General features: G+C 67.0%; 16 protein-coding genes. 11 read left to right on the forward strand and 5 right to left on the reverse strand.

Going from position 1 to position 15,482, the window contains the following annotated elements; all coding sequences use genetic code 11:
* Positions 1-7: 7 nt before the first annotated feature.
* A complete protein-coding gene (locus K2X73_RS05295; protein WP_294109080.1) occupies positions 8-1,786 on the reverse strand; it encodes a peptide MFS transporter in 1,779 nt (592 codons plus the stop codon).
* A gap of 105 nt (positions 1,787-1,891) precedes the next feature.
* Between K2X73_RS05295 and K2X73_RS05300 the strand changes: the two genes are divergently transcribed.
* The 3 genes from K2X73_RS05300 (at position 1,892) to K2X73_RS05310 (ending at position 3,162) form a co-directional block, all read left to right on the forward strand.
* A complete protein-coding gene (locus K2X73_RS05300; protein WP_294109303.1) occupies positions 1,892-2,470 on the forward strand; it encodes a nitroreductase in 579 nt (192 codons plus the stop codon).
* A 48-nt stretch (positions 2,471-2,518) separates the two neighbouring features.
* Complete coding sequence (locus K2X73_RS05305; protein WP_294109081.1) at positions 2,519-2,881, forward strand: GntR family transcriptional regulator; 363 nt, start codon at positions 2,519-2,521, stop codon at positions 2,879-2,881.
* An 83-nt stretch (positions 2,882-2,964) separates the two neighbouring features.
* Entirely contained in the window at positions 2,965-3,162 is a 198-nt protein-coding gene (locus K2X73_RS05310) for a hypothetical protein (RefSeq protein WP_294109083.1), read from the forward strand.
* Positions 3,163-3,204: 42 nt separating this feature from the next.
* Here K2X73_RS05310 and K2X73_RS05315 read toward each other — a convergent pair whose 3' ends face one another.
* Positions 3,205-4,926, reverse strand: a complete 1,722-nt coding sequence (locus K2X73_RS05315) for an acyl-CoA dehydrogenase (protein ID WP_294109084.1) — start codon at positions 4,924-4,926, stop codon at positions 3,205-3,207.
* Between the two features lie 47 nt (positions 4,927-4,973).
* Here K2X73_RS05315 and K2X73_RS05320 point away from each other — a divergent pair, with 47 nt between their 5' ends.
* The gene (locus K2X73_RS05320) at positions 4,974-5,912 is read left to right on the forward strand and encodes an L-threonylcarbamoyladenylate synthase (protein ID WP_294109085.1); all 939 of its coding nucleotides are present in this window, start codon (positions 4,974-4,976) and stop codon (positions 5,910-5,912) included.
* An 18-nt stretch (positions 5,913-5,930) separates the two neighbouring features.
* On the opposite strand, the gene msrA is transcribed toward K2X73_RS05320, so the two are convergent.
* A complete protein-coding gene (msrA, locus tag K2X73_RS05325) occupies positions 5,931-6,479 on the reverse strand; it encodes a peptide-methionine (S)-S-oxide reductase MsrA (protein ID WP_294109086.1) in 549 nt (182 codons plus the stop codon).
* Positions 6,480-6,544: 65 nt separating this feature from the next.
* Between msrA and galE the strand changes: the two genes are divergently transcribed.
* Positions 6,545-7,534: a UDP-glucose 4-epimerase GalE gene (galE, locus tag K2X73_RS05330; protein WP_294109087.1), complete on the forward strand. Its 990-nt coding sequence runs from the start codon at positions 6,545-6,547 to the stop codon at positions 7,532-7,534.
* A gap of 9 nt (positions 7,535-7,543) precedes the next feature.
* On the opposite strand, the gene K2X73_RS05335 is transcribed toward galE, so the two are convergent.
* Positions 7,544-9,706, reverse strand: a complete 2,163-nt coding sequence (locus tag K2X73_RS05335; protein WP_294109088.1) for a TonB-dependent receptor — start codon at positions 9,704-9,706, stop codon at positions 7,544-7,546.
* A gap of 126 nt (positions 9,707-9,832) precedes the next feature.
* On the opposite strand from K2X73_RS05335, the gene K2X73_RS05340 reads away from it, so the two are divergent.
* Entirely contained in the window at positions 9,833-10,648 is an 816-nt protein-coding gene (locus tag K2X73_RS05340; protein WP_294109089.1) for a CoA ester lyase, read from the forward strand.
* Between the two features lie 127 nt (positions 10,649-10,775).
* Here K2X73_RS05340 and K2X73_RS05345 read toward each other — a convergent pair whose 3' ends face one another.
* Complete coding sequence (locus tag K2X73_RS05345; RefSeq protein WP_294109090.1) at positions 10,776-11,342, reverse strand: HNH endonuclease; 567 nt, start codon at positions 11,340-11,342, stop codon at positions 10,776-10,778.
* A 157-nt stretch (positions 11,343-11,499) separates the two neighbouring features.
* On the opposite strand from K2X73_RS05345, the gene gluQRS reads away from it, so the two are divergent.
* The 5 genes from gluQRS to egtD are packed head-to-tail and all read left to right on the forward strand — an operon-like array spanning position 11,500 to position 15,480.
* The gene (gene gluQRS / locus K2X73_RS05350; protein WP_294109091.1) at positions 11,500-12,369 is read left to right on the forward strand and encodes a tRNA glutamyl-Q(34) synthetase GluQRS; all 870 of its coding nucleotides are present in this window, start codon (positions 11,500-11,502) and stop codon (positions 12,367-12,369) included.
* Positions 12,366-12,596 carry a twin transmembrane helix small protein gene (locus K2X73_RS05355; RefSeq protein WP_294109092.1) on the forward strand — a complete coding sequence of 77 codons (231 nt, stop codon included), beginning with the start codon at positions 12,366-12,368 and terminating at the stop codon, positions 12,594-12,596. The genes gluQRS and K2X73_RS05355 overlap by 4 nt, the downstream gene beginning before the upstream one ends.
* Before the next feature lie 4 nt (positions 12,597-12,600).
* Positions 12,601-13,170 (forward strand): cob(I)yrinic acid a,c-diamide adenosyltransferase, encoded by a 570-nt coding sequence (locus K2X73_RS05360; protein WP_294109304.1) that lies wholly within the window; start codon positions 12,601-12,603, stop codon positions 13,168-13,170.
* Positions 13,171-13,226: 56 nt separating this feature from the next.
* The gene (gene egtB / locus K2X73_RS05365; RefSeq protein WP_294109093.1) at positions 13,227-14,480 is read left to right on the forward strand and encodes an ergothioneine biosynthesis protein EgtB; all 1,254 of its coding nucleotides are present in this window, start codon (positions 13,227-13,229) and stop codon (positions 14,478-14,480) included.
* 22 nt (positions 14,481-14,502) lie between these two features.
* Complete coding sequence (gene egtD, locus K2X73_RS05370) at positions 14,503-15,480, forward strand: L-histidine N(alpha)-methyltransferase (protein WP_294109094.1); 978 nt, start codon at positions 14,503-14,505, stop codon at positions 15,478-15,480.
* Positions 15,481-15,482 lie beyond the last annotated feature (2 nt).

Raw genomic sequence — 15,482 nt, forward strand, 5'->3', positions numbered from 1 at the left:
CAGCCGTTCACTGCACCCCGTGCATCCACTTCTTGAGCGGGAAGGAGAGCAGCAGCAACACCCCGCCCAACGCGATCGCGACCCAGGCGATGGTGGTGAAGGTGCTGGTATAAGCGTCCAGGCTCACCTTCAAATTGGTCACCTGCCCGCCCACCGTCTCGACGCTCGCGATCTGCGCCACGACCCCGGCGAAATATTGCGCGACCGAGATCGAGAGGAACCAGACGCCCATCATCATCCCCACGATCCGGGCGATCGACAGCTTGGTGATCATGCTGAGGCCAACGGGCGAGATGCACAGCTCGGCGATCGAGTGGATCACGTACAGCCCGGCGAGCCACCACAGCCCCACCTTGTAATCCGGGCCGGCGAAGCTCGCGCCCCAAACCAGGAACAGGAAGCCGCCGCCCACGCCCATCAGCGCGATGGCGAACTTCACCGGGATCGAAGGCTCCAGCCCGCGCTTGGCGAGCGCGCCCCACAGCGCCGACATCAGCGGCGCCAGCAGCACGATCGAGATCGGATTGAAATTCTGCGTCTGTGGCGCGGACATGGTGAACCAGCCGAACACGCTGCGATCGGTATTGCGATCGGCGAATAGCGCGAGGCTCGAGCCCGCCTGCTCGAACAGCGTCCAGAACACCACGTTGAACACGATCAGCGTCATCGCGGCGAGCATCATCTCGAATTCGCGCTTGTCACCCGCCGTCGCGGACCAGACCAGAATGCCCGGCACCGACACGAGGAAAGTGCCGAACAACAGCTTACCCATCAGCGGCAGCGACATCACATAGCCGATGAAGCCCGAGCCTTCGACCGGCTTGGGCGCGCTCATCAGGTTGGTGTAGAGGAAATAGAGTACCGGCACCGCGATCACCGCGCCCGCGTAGATCAGCCAGGATCGGTCGCGCACCCCCGCCGGCGGGTTGCCGACCGCGTCGAGCCGGCCGCCGTGGAAGCTGATCATCAGGAACGAGAGCACCATCGCCACGCCCGCGAGCCCGAGCCCCAATGGCCAGCCGAAGCGATCGGCGAAGAAGGCGCAGAGGAACTGGCCCAGGATCGAGCCGGTGTTGATCCCCATGTAGAAGATGGTGAACCCGGCGTCGCGGCGGCGGTCGCCCTGCGCGTAAAGTTCGCCCACCATCGTCGAGATATTGGGCTTGAAGAAGCCGTTGCCGACCGAGATCAGCGACAGCGCGATCAGCAGGATAGTGACGAGGAGCGGGCTGCGCTCGGCCTGCTCGGTGAACTTGCCCGCGGGCACGGTGCGGGCGACTTTCCCATCGGGCGCGATCAGCGACAGGCTGCCATCGTCATTGCCCTTCATCGCGAGCTTCTGCCCGTCGACGATCAGGAAGCGCGCCTCGCGCGGATCGCTGGTGGGGGTGTCGCGGAAATTGTCGACGACGACGTCATAACGCTGGCCGTCGATCAACTGATAGGGCTTGGCCGGCTGGCCACCAAAGGCGAGCGTGAAATAGCCGATCGCCATCAGGATCGCGCCGAAGCGCACCGCTCGCTTCGATCCCAGATACTGGTCGGCGATCAAGCCGCCAACGAGCGGGGTGAGGTAGACCAGCGCCGTATAGCCGCCATAAAGCCCGGTCGAGGCGCGGTCCCCCAGCACGAAATGCTTGGTGAGGTACAGGGTGAGCAGCGCGCGCATCCCGTAATAGCCGAACCGCTCCCACATTTCGGTGCCGAACAGCCAGAAAAGTTGCGAGGGATGGCCGAACCAGGTCTTGCCGGCACGCGGCAGGGCGGCCTCGGCAGCGGTGCTCATATAAGAAAACGCTCCTAAAATCGGTGTCACTTTTGGTTGGGACGCGACACTAGCGGCAAAAGCGGGGCTGTAAATGGCGCGGGCGTGGCGCTAAGCGGCGCGGCGATGCTCAACGATGCCACCACGCCACTGTCGCTGCTGCGCACCCGCCGTTCGGGGCGGCCGCGCGACATGATCGCGCCCGGGCCGAGCGATCGACAGCTCGCGGCGATGCTCGAGATTGCCGCGCGCACGCCCGACCATGGCAAATTGGCCCCTTGGCGCTTCGCGGTCGTGCCCGGGGCTGCGCGGGCGAGGCTGGGCGAGGTCATCACCGCCGCCTATCGCGCCGAGCGCCCCCAAGCGGCCGCGACCGAAATCGCCGCGCTGGAGGCTTTCGCGACCCAGGCCCCCGCGCTGGTGGTGGTGCTTTCCCAACCCAAGCTCGAAAGCCATATCCCCTTGTGGGAGCAGGAATTATCGGCGGGGGCGGCGTGCATGAACCTGCTCCACGCGGCGCACGCGATGGGCTTTGTCGCCGGCTGGGTGACAGGCTGGCCAACCTATTCCGACGCGGTGCGCGACGCCTTCGCCCCCGCGCCGGCGCGGATCGCCGGCTTCGTGTTCATCGGTTCCCCCGGCGCCCCGCTCGAGGAACGCCCACGCCCCGCCATCGAGGCGGTCGTGTCAACCTGGGGCGCGTAGCACGCAGTCAGGGCTGGACTCCGTCAGCCAGCAGTGTATTAAAGCAGCATGACGGCGCTCACCAACGAAGACAGCCCAGTTTACGTGAAGCTGCGGCAGCATATCGCCGCTGCGGTCCTCCGAGGCGATTACCGCGCGGGGGATCAGCTCCCGTCGGTGCGTGCGCTCGCCGCCGAATATGGCGCCAATCCGCTCACCGTCGCCAAGGCTTACCAGCGTTTTCAAGACGATGGCTATGTCGAGGTGCGGCGCGGCGTCGGCATGTTCGTGCTCCCCGGCGCGGCCGAGAAGCTCCGCGCGGTCGAACGCGCGCATTTTGTCGAGCAGGTTTGGCCGCAGGTGCGCGCGCAGATCGATCTGCTTGGGCTCAGCCCAGCCGCCTTGCTGGACGGCGAATCGGCCCTCGCCTGAGCGGCGATATCGGCTGACCGCATTTCATCGGGAACAAAAGGCGCTTCGTCGCGGTTGCACTCCGACGATGGGAGTAGCTGACGATGCTGCATTCGCCGATCATCCTAGGACGCACCGGCTATCGCCCGAGTTTCCGGGCCGAGGAAATTAATCGCTGCCCCGGTTGCGGCGGCAATCATTGGTATGTCGGCCGGATAACCGCGGAATGCGCCTTTTGCGGTTCCGCGCTGCCGATCGCGGTGACCGGCGCGCGCGAGGGGCCTACGGCGCGGGCGGCATGAAGGCACCCCTGCCGCGCCGGAATTAGTCCGCGAGCGGTTTGGTCAAGCCGCGAACGCCTCTGGCGCCAGGGCGTAAAGCTGCGCGGCGCTCGCCATCGCCGCCGCTTCCAGCCCCAGCGCTTCGGGGACGATCTGCGCGACATAGAAATCGCACACCGCGCGCTTCATCGCGAGAAATTCAGGGTCGCCCTCGGCGCTCGCCGCGATCCGGCCCTGCTTCTCCATCAGCCAGCCGCACATCGCCGTCGCGAGCATGGTGAGGAACGGATAGCTCGCCGCGAGCCTATCCTCGATATCGGCGGTGAGCAGTCGGTGCGCGACGCGGTCGCAGGCTTCGATCAGCCGGCCCAGCCCCGCGTCCGCTGCCTCCTGCCGCATTTCGGCGATCATGCCCAAGACAACGCCCCCATTGTCCATGCTGAGCTTGCGGCCCACGAGATCGGCTGCCTGGATGCCGTTGGTGCCTTCATAAATCGGGGTGATGCGCGCGTCGCGGAAATGCTGGGCGACGCCGGTTTCCTCGATATAGCCCATGCCGCCATGCACCTGGATCGCGAGGCTGGAGACTTCGCAGCCGATGTCGGTGCCATGCGCCTTGGCAAGCGGGGTGAGCAAATCGAGCCGCGCCTGCGCGCCGGGCTCGCCCAGCGCCGCGCGATCGACCTGGGCGGCGGCGAGATAGACGAGCGCGCGCGCGGCCTGGGTCTGCGCCTTCATCCGCATCAGCATCCGCCGCACATCGGGATGCTCGATGATCGCGACCGGCGCGCCGCCATGCCCGGCGCGCGCGCTTTGCACCCGCTCCCGCGCATAGGCAACGGCGGCCTGGGTCGCGCGCTCGGCGATCTGCACGCCTTGAAGGCCGACATTGAGGCGCGCATTGTTCATCATCGTGAACATGCAGCGCATCCCGCCAAATTCGGGGCCGATCAGCGTGCCGATACAATCGCCATTATCGCCAAAGGAGAGCACGCAAGTGGGCGAGGCGTGCAGCCCCAGCTTATGCTCGATCGAGACGACACGGACATCGTTGAACGCCCCTGGCCGCCCATCCGCATCGAGCCGGTATTTGGGGACGAGGAACAGCGACAGCCCCTTGGTGCCCGCCGGTGCATCGGGGGTGCGGGCGAGCACGAGGTGGACGATATTTTCCGCCATGTCGTGATCGCCGAAGCTGATATAGATTTTCTGCCCGGTAATCGCATAGCTGCCGTCGCCGCGCGGCTCGGCCTTGGCGCGCACCGCGCCCACGTCGGAACCCGCCTGCGGCTCGGTGAGGTTCATCGTCCCCGTCCAGGCGCCCGTCGCCAGGTGCGGCAGGTAGCGCGCCTGCTGCTCGGGGCTGCCATGATGCGCCAGCGCCTCGATCGCGCCGACCGTGAGCGTCGGGGCGAGCGCGAAACCGACATTGGCCGCGCCCAGCGTCTCGAGCACCGCCGTCTGCAACAGGAACGGCAGGCCCTGGCCGCCGAACGCTTCGGGCACGCCGATCGTCCCCCAGCCGCCCGCGACATAGGCTTGGTACGCATCCCGATACCCCTCCGGCATCACCACGCCCTCGGGCGTCCAGCGCGCGCCCACCGTATCGCCGACACGCGACAGCGGCGCCCATTCGCCCGCCGCGAACTCCCCTGCGCCTTCGAGCACCGCCTCAACCACATCGGGGGTCGCGGCGGCGAAACGCTCGCTCGCGGCGAGCGCGCCTACTCCGGCGATATGCTCCAGCACGAAGCGCTGATCGGCGACGGCGGCGGTGAAGGGCATGGGCGTCCTCTCTTGTGCAGGTCTTGGCCGGGCTATAGCGCCGACGCGTGGCGCATCCAATCCAAACGCAATGTCTCGCTTTCGGTCCGGCTGCGATCCAAACCGCCGCCGCGCTGATCGCCGAGGGCCAGCCGGTCGCGGTGCCGACCGAGACGGTTTACGGGTTGGCCGCCGACGCGACACAGGGCGAGGCGGTCGCGCGGATTTACGAAGCCAAGGGGCGACCGAGCTTCAATCCGTTGATCGTCCACGTGGCTGATCTGGGCGCGGCCGAAGCGCTCGGGGCGTTCGACGCGGGCGCGCGCGCGCTCGCCGCCGCCTTCTGGCCGGGGCCGCTCACCCTGGTCGTACCCCGTCGCGCGGGAGCGCCGATCGCGAACCTCGTCACCGCCGGGCTACCGACGATCGCGCTGCGGGTGCCCGCGCACCGGGCGATGCGCGCGTTGCTCAAGGCGACAGCCCGGCCGCTCGCCGCACCTTCAGCCAATGCGAGCGGGCGGATCAGCCCGACCCGCGCGGCGCATGTACTGGCCTCGCTCGGCGGGCGCATCCCGCTGGTGCTCGATGACGGGCCGACCCCGGCGGGGCTCGAGTCGACCATCGTGCTGCCGGGCAACGCGCCGCGCCTGCTTCGCCCCGGACCGATCGACCCGGCGGCGATCGAAGCCGTGCTCGGCGCCCCGCTCGGCAGCGCGCCCGGCGGGATCGTCGCGCCGGGGCAGCTCGCGAGCCACTATGCGCCGGGCAAGCCGCTGCGGCTGAACGCCCGGTCAGCCAAAGCGGACGAATGGCTGATCGGCTTCGCCGCGCTGGCGGGGGACGACACGCTCTCGGCGAGCGGCGACCTGACCGAGGCAGCGGCGCGGCTGTTCGATTGCCTTCACACCGCCGATGCGAGCGGGCGTGCCAGTATCGCGGTAGCGCCGATCCCAAACAAGGGTCTCGGCGCCGCGATCAACGATCGGCTCGCACGGGCGGCGCATTAGCTTCCTGCCCGGGCCACCTTACCCCACCGTCTGCGCCGCGCGCGAACGCGCGGCGAACGATTTGCGCAGCTTGTTGAGCTTGGGCGGAATCACCGCGATGCAATAGGGGTTACGCTGGCCGTCGCCTTGCCAATATTCCTGGTGGTAATCCTCGGCGACATACCAATCCGACAGCGGCTCGATCGTCGTCACGATCGGCGCGGGCCAATTGGCGGCCGCGCGCGTGATCGCAGCCTTGGCCTCGGCGCGCTGCGCGTCCGAATGCGGGAAGATCGCCGAGCGATATTGCGTGCCGACATCATTGCCCTGGCGGTTGAGCTGGGTCGGATCGTGCGTCGCGAAGAAGATGTCGAGCAGATCGCCGTAACTCACTCGGTCGGGATCGAACGTCACCCGGATCGCTTCGGCATGGCCGGTGTCACCGCCGCACACCTGGCGATAGGTCGGATTGGCGACATGGCCACCGATATAGCCGCTCTCCACCTTCTCGACACCAATCACATCGTTGAACACGGCCTCGGTGCACCAGAAGCAACCACCGGCCAGCGTCGCGGTTTCGGTTCCCATAAAAGCTCCTTCATTTCCTCGCCCGCTAAGATAGGGAGCGAGGGGCCAAAATCGAAAGGGATACGATGGACGGGGCGGTGCTGGTTACGGGGGGCGCTGGCTATATCGGCAGCCATGCGGTGCTCGCGCTGTGCGATGCGGGCTACCGCGTCGTGGTGATCGACAATCTCGTCACCGGGTTTGCCTGGGCGGTCGATCCGCGCGCGACCTTCGTTCGGATGGCAGTGGAAGACCCGGCGGTCGTCGATCTGTTGCGCCATCACGGCGTCGCCGCGATCATGCACTTCGCCGGATCGGTGGTGGTGCCCGAGTCGGTCGTCGATCCGCTCAAATATTATCGCAACAACACCGCGGCGAGCCGCAGCCTGATCGAAGGCGCGGTCACGGCGGGGGTGAAGCATTTCATCTTCAGCTCGACCGCGGCGACCTATGGCATTCCCGAAGTGGTGCCGGTGGCCGAGGACAGCCCCAAGGCACCGATCAACCCCTATGGCCTGTCGAAACTGATGACCGAGCTGATGTTGCGCGACGTGGCGGCAGCGCATCCGATGAACTATTGCGCACTGCGCTATTTCAATGTCGCAGGCGCCGATCCTCGGGGTCGCTCGGGCCAATCCACCGCGGGAGCCACGCACCTGATCAAGGTCGCGGTCGAGGCGGCAACCGGCAAACGCGACGGCGTGAGCGTGTTCGGAACCGATTTCGCGACGCCCGACGGCACGGGCGTGCGCGACTATATCCATGTAAGCGACCTAGCCGACGCTCATGTCCACGCCTTGCGCGCGCTCGCCGAGGCGCCAGGCGAGAATCTGACGCTTAACTGCGGTTATGGGCGCGGCTATTCGGTGCTCGAAGTGCTCGACGCGGTCGATCGGGTGACCAATGTGACGATCGAGCGCCGCCTGGAAGGCCGCCGCGCCGGCGACCCCGACGCGCTCGTCGCCGACAACCGCGCGATCCTCGCGCGGCTGCCATGGCGGCCTAGGCTCGACGATCTCGACACGATCGTCGCTCATGCGTTGGCGTGGGAGCGGACGCTGGCCGAACGCGGCTGACGCCCTTCCCTAAAAGCCGTAACGCAGCGTCACCCGCACGTCGCGCCCAGGGAGCGGGGCGAAATCCTTGATGAAACTGGCATGGCGCCGCGCGTCGGCATCAAGCAGATTGGTCGCGTTGACCAGAATGCTCGTGCGGCTCGTGCCGAACGGCCGGAACTCGAACGAGGCGTTTAGCACAGTGTAATCCGCGGTGCGCGTCTCGAACGCGGCGAGGCGGTTTTGCGGGAAGACATGCTCCACCTCGATCCGCCCGGTCGCGCGCTCACCTTGCGCTTCGGCACCCAGCAGGAAACGGCCCGCCGGGATGCGTGGCACCGGCCCAACCCGGTCGACATTAGCGCGCACATAATCGCCGAGCGCGTCGAGATTGATGTCGAAGCCCTTCACCCGCGCCACCCGCAGTGAGCCCTGCGCCTCGAACCCATAGAAGCGCGCCCGGCGCTGGAATTGCTGGAAGCAAGGCAGCTCGACATCGCGCCCGCTGGGCGCCGCGGCGGCCTCGCACAGCGCCTGATCGACCTGATTCTCGTAGATGAAATTGTCGAACCAGTTGTAATAGGCCGACGCGTCGAAGCTGTAGCCGTCGCCATGCGCGTGCAGCGTCGCCTCCAACGCCCAGCTCTTTTCAAGGCCGAAATTGGGGTTGCCGAGCTCGAACGCCTGCGTGCCCTTGTGCGGCCCGCGCGCGAACAGCTCCTCGGCGGCGGGCGCGCGCTCGGTGCGCGATCCGTTGAGCCCAATCCGCACCTGGTCGTTCAACGCGTAGGAGGCGCCGAGCGAGGCCGAAACCGCCCCGAAGGCGCGATTGCCCGCTGGGAAGCGTTCGTCGCCCGCGATCACCCGGCTTGCGACATTGGACCATTCGTAGCGCGCGCCGCCCTCCACCTTCCAGCGGCCGAGATCGAGCTGCTGCTGCGTGAAAATGCCGACCTGCGAGCTGTTGTTGCGCGGCAGAAATGCCTCTTCGCCCTCAACATCGAAATCGCGGTTGAAATATTGCACGCCAGAGGCGCCGCTCCATGCGCCGCGCTTCGCCTGCACCGCCTCGAACCGGCCTTCGAACCCGGCGCTACGGAAAGCGGTACCGATCGCACCCTCGGGCTCCAGTTCGAAATGGCGATAGCGGGCATAGCCGGCACGGAAGCGCAGTTGCTCGATGACAGGACCCTTCACGTCGATCTCGGCACGGAGGTCGACACGGTTCTGGACGATGTCGAGCAGCGGCCCTTCCTGCTCCTGGCCCGGCAGCGTCGCGTAGCGTAGCGGCAGGCCATAGCGGCTGGCATAATGGCTGTAGGCGATGCCAATCATGCCACTATCGGTGATGATCGAGGCGCCGCCGCCCGCCGTCCAGGTCTGGCTCGCGGTATTGGGCAGCGTCCCGCGGATCGCGGCGTTGGCGGCGAAGTCGATCGGATCGGCGCCCGGGGGCTGTGGCAAGCGCGCACTCGCCAGCGCTTCGGCACGGCGCTGCGGGGTAAGCGCGAAGCCGCCGATGCGGATGTCGTCGCTCGCCAGATAGCTGGCATTGGCGGTAAGGACCAATTGGCTCGCCGCCTTGACGTCGATCCGACCCGAGACCGAGCGCTCGGTCGCCGCCGAGCCATAGCCCGCGATCAGATCGGCGCTGACGCCGTTCTCGGGGATCCGGCGCGGGATGCGCGTATCGATCACATTGACCACGCCGCCCGCCGCCGACGAGCCATAGAGCAATGCCGCCGGCCCACGCAGCACCTCGATCCGCTCGGCGATCAGCGGATTGATGACAACCGCGTGATCGACCGAGGTGTTCGACACGTCGAACGCGCCGATGCCGTCGGTCAATACCCGGATACGCTCGCCCTGCAGGCCGCGCAGGATCGGCCGCGAGGCGTTGGGGCCGAACGAGGTCGCCGACACGCCGGGCTGGCGGGCGAGCGTCTCGCCGATCGTCGCGCGCGTCGCCCGGTTGAGCTCGCTTCCCGTGAGGACGGTGGTGCCCGAGAGCACGTCGCGCTCGGAACGTTCGACGAGCGCGGAAACGATCACTTCCTTGCCCTGTTCGGCGGTGCGGGGCTGCGCGTTTCCGGCGGCACTGGTTCCTTCCGCCGAGGTGTCCGCGAGTTCCTGCGCCGCAACCGGCGCGGCAAATACGGCGAGCGCGACGCCCGCAAGCAACGACAATTTCACGTAAAAACCCTTTTGCATCCCTCGATTCACGCCCGGCTACACGTGATGGTATAAAGTATCAAGAGCATAGACGTCTGGTTGGCGACGGCCATGTGGGCTGGTAGCGCACATGACTGGAGGATTGCCATGCCCATGCGCTCGCTACTGTTCGTGCCCGGAGACCGCCCCGATCGCATGGCCAAGGCCGCGACGACCGGTGCCGACGCGCTCATCCTCGATCTGGAGGACGCGGTCACCTTGGAGCGCAAGCCGCATGCGCGCGAAGCAATCGCGGCCTTCCTCGCCGAGCCGTGCGGCTGCGCGCGACTGGTGCGTGTGAACCCGCTCGATTCAGGGCTATTCGAGGCCGATCTCGCCGCGATCATGCCGGCGCGCCCGGATGGGTTGGTGCTGCCCAAGGCTGAAGGCGCCGCGTCGGTCGCGCGGCTGCCCGAGGGCGTGCCGATCCTGCCGATCGCGACCGAGACACCGGCCGCGATCTTCCAGCTAGGCAGCTATGCGACCGCCGCCGACCGGCTGCTCGGCCTCACCTGGGGCGCGGAGGATCTGCCGGCGGCGATCGGCGCGGCGACCTCGCGCGAGGCCGATGGGCGCTTTACCCCGCCATATGAGCTGGCGCGCTCGCTCACGTTGTTCGGCGCCCATGCCGCCGGGGTAGCCGCGATCGAAACGGTCTTCCCCGATTTCCGCGATCTCGATGCGCTCGCTGCTTACGCCGCGCGCGGGCGGCGCGACGGCTTTACGGGCATGATGGCGATCCACCCCGCGCAGGTTCCGGTGATCAATGCCGCTTTCACGCCGAGCGAAGCCGAGCTCGATCACGCACGGCGGGTGGTCGCGGCGTTCGAGGCGAACCCCGGCGCCGGGGCGCTCGCGCTCGACGGCAAGATGATCGACGCGCCGCATTTGAAGGCCGCGCGGCGGGTGTTGGGGTTGGATTGAGAAGAAGAAGAACCCCCACCCAACCCTCTCCCGTAAACGGGAGAGGGCTATGATTTCCTCGCCATCGTTACGGAAAGCCCTCTCTCGCATGCGGGAGAGCATTGGGTGAGGGGCTTTCTATCTCTCCTCAAGCCTCCAGCTCGACGTCCCAATAAAGCCAGTCGTGCCACGTCTCGTGCAGGTAATTTGGCGGGAAACGCCGGCCATGTTCCTGCAGCTGCCAGCTCGTCGGGCGGAAGGGCGGGTGGATCAGTGGCATATGCGCCTGCTTCGGCGTCCGTCCGCCCTTCTTCAGATTGCACGGCGCGCAGGCAGTGACGACGTTTTCCCACGTCGTCCGCCCCTGCTGCGCGCGCGGAATCACATGGTCGAAGGTCAAGTCGCGGCCCGATCCGCAATATTGACATTCGAACCGATCGCGCAGGAACAGGTTGAACCGCGTGAAGGCCGGAAACTGCGAGGGTTTGACGAATTGCTTGAGGGCGATCACCGAGGGCAGCTTCAGCCGGTGATTGGGGCTCCGCACCTCCCGCTCGTAATAGGCGACGATATCGACCCGATCGAGGAAAACCGCCTTGATCGCCGTCTGCCACGGCCACACGCTCAAAGGGTAGTAGCTGAGCGGGGTGTAATCCGCGTTCAGCACCAGCGCCGGGCAACTGTCCGGATGCCGGATCAGATCGGGATGGTACATACTTCTTCCCTTTCGCCGACGCCTTTCGCCGAAGAGGATGACGTCATCATGACATTGCCAGCGACTCGCGGTCAATGGCCGGTTTCGTCGTTTTGCCGACACCGCTCGCGGCGTTGCGCGGACAACGCCTGAAGTCGCGAAATAGGAACCGTCGCGCTTGCTGACCACCCGCTTCGCCCCCAGCCCCACCGGTGCGCTGCATCTCGGCCACGCTTTCTCGGCACTGTGGGCGCATGACGTCGCGCGCGCGGCGGGTGGCCGCTTCCTGCTGCGGATCGAGGATATCGACGGCATCCGTAGCCGGCCCGAGCATGTCACCGCCATTCTCGCTGATCTCGCATGGCTGGGGCTGCGCTGGGACGCGGTGATCCATCAGTCGCAACGGCTCGACGCTTACGCCGACGCGCTCGATCATCTTCGCGCGCGCGGCCTGGTCTACCCCTGCTTCTGCACGCGCGCCGATATCGCCCGCGAGATCGCGGCCAGCGTGGCCGCGCCGCACGGCAGCGCCGGGCCAATCTATCCTGGCACCTGCCGCCGGCTGAGCCCCAGCGTCCGCGTCGGGCGTCTGGCCGAACCGCACGCCTGGCGGCTCGACATGGCGGCGGCGATCGCGGTGACAGGGCCGCTCGCATGGCACGACGATCTCGCCGGCCCGGTCGCGAGCAATTCCGTGGCCCAGGGCGATGTGGTGCTCGCGCGCAAGGATGCACCGGCGAGCTATCATCTCGCCGCGACGATCGATGATGCGGCGCAGGGAGTGACGCACGTCATTCGCGGTGCGGATTTGTTCGCGGCGACGCATGTCCACCGTCTGCTCCAGGCGCTGCTCGGCCTGCCGACCCCCGCATATTGCCACCATCCGCTGCTCCTTGGCCCCGACGGCCGCCGCCTCGCGAAGCGCGACGGCGCGCCAAGCCTTGCCAAGCGGCGGCTACGCGATGGTGATGGCCGTGCGCTCGCCGACGCGCTGCGCGCGCAAATAACGCTGGCAAAGTCCGGCGAACCGCCTATCTTGCCCGCATGATCGTGTTCCTTTGGCTGTTGCTGATCGCGGCGATGATCGCCACCCTCGCGATGCTGGTCCGCGGCATCGTGACCTTCCTGCAAACCACCAAGGCCGATCTGGAAGGCAGCGGTCCGAGCGTTTCGGCGATGAAGTCGAACCGGATGATGCAGGGCCGTATCTTCTTCCAGGCGGTCGCGATTCTGATCGCGACGGTGCTGCTGCTGTTCTTCGGCAAGGGCAGCTGACCCCCTGGTCAAGCTCAACAAAATCTACACGCGTACCGGCGACGACGGGACGACGGGGCTTGTCGATGGCAGCCGCGCCGCCAAGGATTCGCCCCGGCTGCACGCGATCGGCGAGGTCGACGAACTGAATGCGGCGATCGGTGTCGCGGTTGTCGCGCTCGGTGAGGGCGAGATCGCGGCGACGCTGCGACGGGTCCAAAACGACCTGTTCGACCTTGGCGCCGATCTGGCGACACCCGGTGACGATTTCGCCCCGGGACCGATGGTACTGCGCATGATCGCGGCGCAGGTCGCTTGGCTCGAAGCCGCGATCGACGCGCTCAATGAGGCGCTGCCGCCGCTCACCAGCTTTATCCTCCCCGGTGGTAGCCCTGGCGCCGCCGCGCTGCATGTGGCACGCACGATCGCGCGCCGCGCGGAGCGCGCCGCGGTGACGACCGCACGCGCGGAACCGCTGAACCCTGAAGCGCTGATTTATCTGAACCGATTGTCCGATTATTTGTTCGTCGCGGCACGCACCGCCAATGCGGGCGCCGATCCTTTGTGGGTGCCCGGGGGCTCCCGCCAGCCTTAAGGTTCGGAATCTGCAAGCCAGACCCTGGCTGCGGCGGCAAGAAGGGAGCGATGCCGATGATCGCCACCAGCACCAAAATCGCTACCGATCCGCTGCTTGCGCGCTTCACCCGCGTCCGCGCGCTCACCGAGGCGCTCGCGGCCGGTCTGTCGGACGCCGACGCAACCGTCCAGTCGATGGACGATGCTTCGCCCGCGAAATGGCATCTGGCGCACACCACATGGTTCTTCGAAACCTTCGTACTGCGCGATCATGTATCCGGCTATACATTGTTCGACGCGCGCTTCCCCTTCCTGTTCAACAGCTATTACGAGGCGGAAGGCGCGCGCCATGCCCGCCCGCGACGCGGGATGCTCACCCGCCCGACGCTTGCCGAGGTACTCGCCTATCGGGCGGCGGTGACCAAGACTGTGCTTGCGGCGCTACCCGAGCTGCCGCCCGAGATCGCCGCGCTGGTCGAGCTTGGCTGCCATCATGAAGAGCAGCATCAGGAACTGCTGCTGACCGATATCTTGCACCTATTCGCACAGAACCCGCTCGAACCCGCGCTTTTCCCTGGCGATCCCAAGGTGCCCGTGGCGATGCCGGGTCCGATCGGCTGGATCGAGCGACCCGGCGGCATGGCCGAGATCGGGCATGACGGTCAGGGCTTCGCGTTTGACGCCGAAGGGCCGCGCCACACCGTGCTGTTGCACCCCTATGCGATCGCCGACCGAACGATCACCAATGGGGAATGGGCGGCGTTCATCGCGGATGGCGGCTATGCCGATCCGCGCCACTGGCTCGCCGACGGCTGGGCTTGGGTGCAGGCGGAAGCCATCGTCGCGCCGCTTTACTGGCGCCAGGACGATGGGGTCTGGACTCGCTTCGGGCTCGATGGTCGCCGCCCGATCGACCCAGCTGCGCCGGTCACTCACATCAGCCTCTATGAGGCGGACGCCTATGCCAGCTGGGCCGGCGCACGCTTGCCAACCGAGGCCGAATGGGAGGCGGCGGCCGAACAGCATCCTGACAGTGGCAACCAGCTCGACCGTGCCGAGGCGGTCGAGCCGCGCCCGGGGCGCCCGGCATGGTACGGCGATGCCTGGGAGTGGACCGGGTCGGCGTTTCGCCCCTATCCGGGCTTCCGCGCGGCGCCCGGGGCGGTCGGGGAGTATAACGGCAAGTTCATGAGCTGCCAGTTCGTGCTGCGGGGCGGCTCCTGCGCCACCCCGCGCGGGCATCTGCGCCGCAGCTACCGCAATTTCTTCTATCCCCATCAACGCTGGCAATTCACCGGCTTGCGTCTAGCGCGCGACTTGAACGTTTGAAGCGCGCTTCCAGGAGATCGTCATGCTGAAGCTCGAAATCGAAGACGGCCAGGCCTCGCTGGCCGATCCGCAGTTCCGCGCCGACGTGCTCAACGGCTTCACCGACCGCCCGCGCGCGATCCCAGCGCGCTGGTTCTACGATCGTCGGGGATCAGAACTGTTCGAGGCGATCACGGAGCTGCCCGAATATTACCCCACCAGGACCGAAACCGCGATCCTGCGGGCGGAGGGCGGCGCGATTGCGGCGGCGGTGGGTCACGGCCGGGCCGTGGTCGAGTTCGGTTCGGGCTCGTCGACCAAAACGCCGCTGCTGCTCCGCGCGGTCGCACCCTCGGCCTATGTGCCGATCGACATTTCGGGTGATTTCCTGCGCGAAAGCGCCGCTAACCTCGCAGCGCGTTTTCCTGGACTGCCGGTGCTCCCCATCGAGGGGGACTTCCTAAAGCCGATCGCGCTGCCCGCCGGGGTGAGCGCACTGCCCAAGCTGGGCTTCTTCCCCGGCTCGACGATCGGCAATATGGCGCCCGCCGCCTCGGTCGACCTGCTGCGCGCGATGCGCGCCTCGCTCGGGCAAAGCGCGATGCTGCTGATCGGGATGGACCGGGTGAAATCGCCCGAAATCCTGGTCCCCGCCTATGACGACGCGCAAGGCATCACCGCCGCGTTCAACCTGAACCTGATCGAACGGATCAACCGTGAACTCGCCGGCACGCTCCCCATCGACGCCTTCGCGCATGAAGCCCGCTGGAACGACGCGCGCGCTCGGATCGAGATGCATTTAGTCGCGCGGCGCGACATTTGCTTCGAGATTGAAGGGCGCCCGTTCGAAATGGCCGCCGGCGAGACCATCCATACCGAGAATAGCCACAAATATGGCCCGCGCGATGCCCGGCTGCTGCTGCGCGCCGGCGGCTGGACGCCGATCGCCGAATGGACCGATCCCGACGCGCTGTTCGCGGTGATTTTGGCCGAGGCACAGGCGCCCCGTCCCGCTCCCTAGTT

Origin of the sequence: Sphingomonas sp. (assembly GCF_019746665.1) — a bacterium.
Taxonomy (GTDB): Bacteria; Pseudomonadota; Alphaproteobacteria; order Sphingomonadales; family Sphingomonadaceae; genus Sphingomonas.

What these genes read in the sequence shown, in the direction of transcription:
- K2X73_RS05340 (WP_294109089.1), top strand. Translation starts at nt 9,833, where the DNA reads ATGCCCATGCGCTCGCTACTGTTCGTGCCCGGAGACCGCCCCGATCGC.
- K2X73_RS05315 (WP_294109084.1), bottom strand. Translation starts at nt 4,926, where the DNA reads ATGCCCTTCACCGCCGCCGTCGCCGATCAGCGCTTCGTGCTGGAGCAT.
- msrA (WP_294109086.1), bottom strand. Translation starts at nt 6,479, where the DNA reads ATGGGAACCGAAACCGCGACGCTGGCCGGTGGTTGCTTCTGGTGCACC.
- egtB (WP_294109093.1), top strand. Translation starts at nt 13,227, where the DNA reads ATGATCGCCACCAGCACCAAAATCGCTACCGATCCGCTGCTTGCGCGC.
- K2X73_RS05305 (WP_294109081.1), top strand. Translation starts at nt 2,519, where the DNA reads ATGACGGCGCTCACCAACGAAGACAGCCCAGTTTACGTGAAGCTGCGG.
- K2X73_RS05310 (WP_294109083.1), top strand. Translation starts at nt 2,965, where the DNA reads ATGCTGCATTCGCCGATCATCCTAGGACGCACCGGCTATCGCCCGAGT.
- egtD (WP_294109094.1), top strand. Translation starts at nt 14,503, where the DNA reads ATGCTGAAGCTCGAAATCGAAGACGGCCAGGCCTCGCTGGCCGATCCG.
- K2X73_RS05295 (WP_294109080.1), bottom strand. Translation starts at nt 1,786, where the DNA reads ATGAGCACCGCTGCCGAGGCCGCCCTGCCGCGTGCCGGCAAGACCTGG.
- K2X73_RS05300 (WP_294109303.1), top strand. Translation starts at nt 1,892, where the DNA reads ATGCTCAACGATGCCACCACGCCACTGTCGCTGCTGCGCACCCGCCGT.
- galE (WP_294109087.1), top strand. Translation starts at nt 6,545, where the DNA reads ATGGACGGGGCGGTGCTGGTTACGGGGGGCGCTGGCTATATCGGCAGC.
- K2X73_RS05355 (WP_294109092.1), top strand. Translation starts at nt 12,366, where the DNA reads ATGATCGTGTTCCTTTGGCTGTTGCTGATCGCGGCGATGATCGCCACC.
- K2X73_RS05345 (WP_294109090.1), bottom strand. Translation starts at nt 11,342, where the DNA reads ATGTACCATCCCGATCTGATCCGGCATCCGGACAGTTGCCCGGCGCTG.